The sequence below is a fragment of the Mesorhizobium sp. M4A.F.Ca.ET.090.04.2.1 genome, from assembly GCF_003999085.1.
GTDB lineage: Bacteria > Pseudomonadota > Alphaproteobacteria > Rhizobiales > Rhizobiaceae > Mesorhizobium.
The window spans coordinates 1-3,248 of the sequence record NZ_RZOT01000621.1; the positions used below are offsets into that span (position 1 = coordinate 1).

General features: G+C 61.9%; 5 protein-coding genes. 2 read left to right on the forward strand and 3 right to left on the reverse strand.

Features of this window, described 5'->3' with window-relative positions:
* Together EN781_RS29240 and EN781_RS29245 are read left to right on the forward strand one after the other, a co-directional pair.
* Positions 1 to 485, forward strand: a 485-nt coding sequence (locus EN781_RS29240) for an ROK family protein (RefSeq protein ID WP_127400579.1), incomplete at its 5' end; no start/stop codon positions are given.
* Between the two features lie 124 nt (positions 486 to 609).
* Entirely contained in the window at positions 610 to 1,497 is an 888-nt protein-coding gene (locus EN781_RS29245) for a Gfo/Idh/MocA family oxidoreductase (RefSeq protein WP_348628240.1), read from the forward strand.
* Between the two features lie 9 nt (positions 1,498 to 1,506).
* Here the strand turns inward: EN781_RS29245 and EN781_RS29250 are convergent, their stop codons facing one another.
* From EN781_RS29250 to EN781_RS29260, 3 genes are all read right to left on the reverse strand, one after another.
* Positions 1,507 to 1,776, reverse strand: a complete 270-nt coding sequence (locus tag EN781_RS29250; RefSeq protein ID WP_126056137.1) for a hypothetical protein — start codon at positions 1,774 to 1,776, stop codon at positions 1,507 to 1,509.
* A 105-nt stretch (positions 1,777 to 1,881) separates the two neighbouring features.
* Positions 1,882 to 2,757: an SGNH/GDSL hydrolase family protein gene (locus EN781_RS29255; protein WP_127400580.1), complete on the reverse strand. Its 876-nt coding sequence runs from the start codon at positions 2,755 to 2,757 to the stop codon at positions 1,882 to 1,884.
* Positions 2,758 to 3,017: 260 nt separating this feature from the next.
* Positions 3,018 to 3,248 (reverse strand): LysR substrate-binding domain-containing protein (locus EN781_RS29260; protein WP_245492681.1); only part of this gene is annotated, 231 nt, incomplete at its 5' end.

The following is a 3,248-nucleotide window of genomic DNA, read 5'->3' on the forward strand; positions in this document are numbered from 1 at the left end:
ACAGCTCGGGAACCGCGCTCGGGCGCCGGGCGACACGGCTGACAGCGCCCGGCGACGGATCGCTGCTCCGGCGCCTTGCCAAGGACGGCGACATCTCAGCTCGCCATGTCGTCGAGGCCGCGCGGACGGGCGACGCGACCGCCCGCCAGCTGGTTGAGGCGGAAGCCAGATGGCTCGGCATCGGCTTCACCAATCTCCTGCATCTCTATTCGCCGGACCTGATCGTGATGGGCGGCGGCCTTTCCAATGGCTTCGACCTTTTGGCGCCGGGGATCAGGGCGACGGTCGAGGAGCGCGCCATGCAGGCCTACCGCGACGTGCCGATCGTGCCGGCCGAACTCGGCGACCGGGCGGGCCTGGTCGGCGCGGCCAGCCTGATCCTATGGGAGGGCGAGCCCGGCACGGCGCTGGCCATGGTGCAGGACGAGGAGACGAAGAACGGCGCCGGAGGACAGACCGGCGCCAGGGAGGCAAGACAAGGCTGAGCCCAAGCAGCGCGGCGCTCGCAAATATGGAGCCGCCGAGCAGACACGTCCCTTCGTCATTCCAGGGCGAAGCAGGAGCGAAGCGACGTCGCGAAGACCCTGGAATCCATGCCGTAACTTCGAAGTGTTGCTACTGAGCAGAATTCTGCTCCGCCGCTCTTCGCCCGGAGTCGCGGCATGTGCCGCGATAAAGGCCGACAAGCACATTCTTTTGGAAAAGCCCGCCTGCCTGACGGTGCGCGAGATCGACGAACTGCTGGCGCTGAGCAAGGATTACGCCAGGACCATCTTCGTCGGCTACATGCGGCGCTACGCGCCGGCCTATCTGGCGGCGCGCGAGGAATTGCCCACCCACGCCGACATCACCCATGTGCGCATCTTCGACCTCATCTCGGAAGGCCGGCATTTCCTGAAGAAGAGCCAGAACACACTCTACCCCACCGACATCGATCCGGCGATCCTGGCGCGCGGCGCCAGGGAGCGCGAGGCGCTGATCCGCGAGGTGGTGGGGGCCGATGCGTCCGCCGACCTCGTGCGCGCCTATCGCGGGCTGACGGCGCTCTCCTCGCACCACATCTCGGCGATGCGCGGACTGCTCGGCGAGCCGGTCCGGGTGGTGGCGGCGCACCGCGCCAATGGCGGCGCCAACACCAGCGTGACCTTCGACTACGGCCACTTCGCCTGCCTCTATGACGCCGTCGTCGACGAGCTCGGCCTGTTCGACGCCATGATCGAGGTGCGCTCGAACACCAAGCGGGTCCGCATCATCTATGACACGCCCTATATCCGCAGCCTGCCGACGCGGCTGGAAGTGACGGAAGCCGGCCCGCTCGGCCCGGTGACGAAGGCGTTCGGCCCGCTCTATGGCGACGCCTTCTGCAACGAGCTCGAAACCTTCCACCGCCACATCACCAACGGCACCAGGCCGCTGACCGACCTCGCGGACTCGCGCCGCGACCTGGCGCTGATGGCGGAGATCATCGAGACGATGAAGGAGGGCGGTGGGCGCTGAGCGTTCCGCCTACTTGCCACAATGGTGGTCGTTGATCTTGTTCAGCGCATTCGCGTCAGGGCCGACCTGGTGGTACGAGCAGGCTCCGGCCGCCGTCGTGAACAATTGCTGGTCATAGTAGTGCGGGCCCGCGAACAGAATGTCGATGATATCGCGATGCGCGGGAACGTAGCGCTCGGATTCGGCCCGATGGTCGCGGCTTCCCGCGAAGGCCGAGGCGGAGATGCCACAGACTCCAGCGAAAACGAGGGCGCAGATCGCAAGGCGTTTCGTCGTCATCGGCAAACCCTTCTGGCCGTTGGAATTCCCAGCATACATCCAAAATCGCCAGCCGGACAAAAGTTCCCTGAGCGGCATTGCCAGATCGGGAGCCGGCGCTCCTGACTAGATTCTGCCAGGGAAGTCAGCGGCGAGGCGCCTTCGAAAGACATCGGCGAATTTTTCGAAGGTAGCCTCGGTCGGGTGAAGTTCGTTGGCCCACTCGCTTGGGCGCGTGATTGTTCCCTGCGTATCGATCAAATGAAATCTGTTCGAGGCCTTGCTCGCCAATTTGGTCAACAGTGTCTTGAGAAGTTTCAATGCGTCGGCCACAGCCTGCTTGTTTGCAGCCATACTGGTTTGCCCGCTGAAGTCAAAACTCGGTTTGAGCCAGGGCCCGACACCGGGAAATGGGGGAGAGCTGCCGTCCGGAACGGCAAAGTCGTAACAATGCCCGTAGATCGGGACACCATGGGCGTATTTGTTGCGAAAGTCGAAAAGCTCCTGGTAGGAAGCTTCGATCATGCCCAGCGCTTCTTGAAGACGTGCCCTGTTCAGCGGCCTTCCCGCCTGCACATCATTGATGAATATGCAGAATTGATCGCCGGCTATGTCGTTGCCTCCGGCGGAGATCAGGATCGCATCCGGCTTTCCTCGGGCTCCCCAGTTCGCTTTGTTTTGCAATTGTTCCTTCATGCGTTTCTGTTTCGGGAGCGCCAGCTCATCGACCGACGTATCCCCCCAATGTGCGACCGACAGGATGAACGGCTTCGGCCTCCCTATCTTGCCAAGTTTGACGATGATGTCCGTGTCTCGGCAAAGAGGGCCATTGTCGACCAATGGATAATTGAACCAGGAATCACCGTTTGCCAAAAGCATCAAAGGGACGACCAGCGCTGCCTTTCCGCTGGAAATTGCCGTTGACGCCCTCGCTTCGAAGGCCATTACTCTTTCCTGGTGGCGTCTGGCTCGCGCCTCTTGTTCGCTTTCGATCGCGTCCAAGAGCTTTGCCCTTGTCGCGAATAACCTTAGTGCAAGGGCATTACTGCGTTTCATAGTATCCCTCCCTACATCAGAATGCTGGAAATGACCTGTGAAATTGCGACTGAAGTTGCGTGATAAAGGCAATCATCGTCAACTCTGATTCTCTAGTAGAAGAACACGAATTGGCGAGAACAGGCGGCGGTTTCTTTTGATGGCCGCCAAGGCGACCTATTCGCTCGATGCGGCTTGCCATCAAACGAAATGACGACGTCTGCTTCTCAAGAGCCGGAGCCGCGTGACCGCCTTTTTTCCGCCGCCGCCAGAATATCGACGAAGGCACGCACCTTTGCCGGCCTGAAGCGCGCCGGCGGAAAGACGGCATGGATGCCGCCGGCGGGCAAGGTCCAGTTGGCGAACACCTGCACCAGCCGCCCCTTGGCAATGTCGTCGGCGACGCTGTAGTCCGGAAAGATGCCAAGCCCGATGCCGGCATGCACGCAGGCATGGAC